Source organism: Bacillus sp. GMs2/2 (assembly GCF_050172095.1).
Classification (GTDB): domain Bacteria; phylum Bacillota; class Bacilli; order Bacillales; family Bacillaceae_G; genus Bacillus_A; species Bacillus_A cereus.
Map to the genome: position 1 here is coordinate 1 of NZ_JBNLYE010000780.1, position 495 is coordinate 495.

Consider the following 495-nt stretch of genomic DNA (forward strand, 5'->3'; position numbering starts at 1 on the left):
AATAGTAGGAATATCCGAATAAAAAGTAAAGGGATGCTTATATTGGCATCCTGTGGACATTCGATTCATAGCTCCATTGCCATTTGTTGATTCAGCAAAAATATCTTCAATCAGATTTTCTGTTAAATCGTAAAAGATGTGATAACATTGCGCTGTCATCTCACCCATACTGATTTTAGGAGTTACTACTCGGAATAGCTGTTCACCATCGGGGGTTGGAACTTTAATGATGCTCATACCATCTATTTCTATGCCGTGTGGAGCAAACAACGGATAACTAAACGTAAATGCAAATAAACCGTTGAGTTCTTCCGCAACAGTTGCATGATACATATGTTTGTCCAAAACTCCTATGCCATTATGTGTAAAATCCGTCTCATTTGGCTTATATAATGTAATCATATAAATCTCCACCTTGGTCGAATGGACATAAATTGAATGTTTCCTGACCAATCTATTTTATTTTCTCCTATTTTAAATATAGGAAATTCCCCT

Annotated in this window: 1 protein-coding gene and 1 pseudogene; both read right to left on the minus strand. The window is 35.8% G+C overall.

Annotation, left to right across the window (positions count from 1 at the left end; all coding sequences use genetic code 11):
* The coding region (locus ACQGS6_RS29480; protein ID WP_426966110.1) for a phage tail spike protein at positions 1-402 on the minus strand (402 nt) is incomplete at its 3' end.
* Positions 399-495, minus strand: a pseudogene (locus tag ACQGS6_RS29485) (phage tail protein); the annotation flags it as partial. The pseudogene ACQGS6_RS29485 and the gene ACQGS6_RS29480, both read right to left, overlap by 4 nt.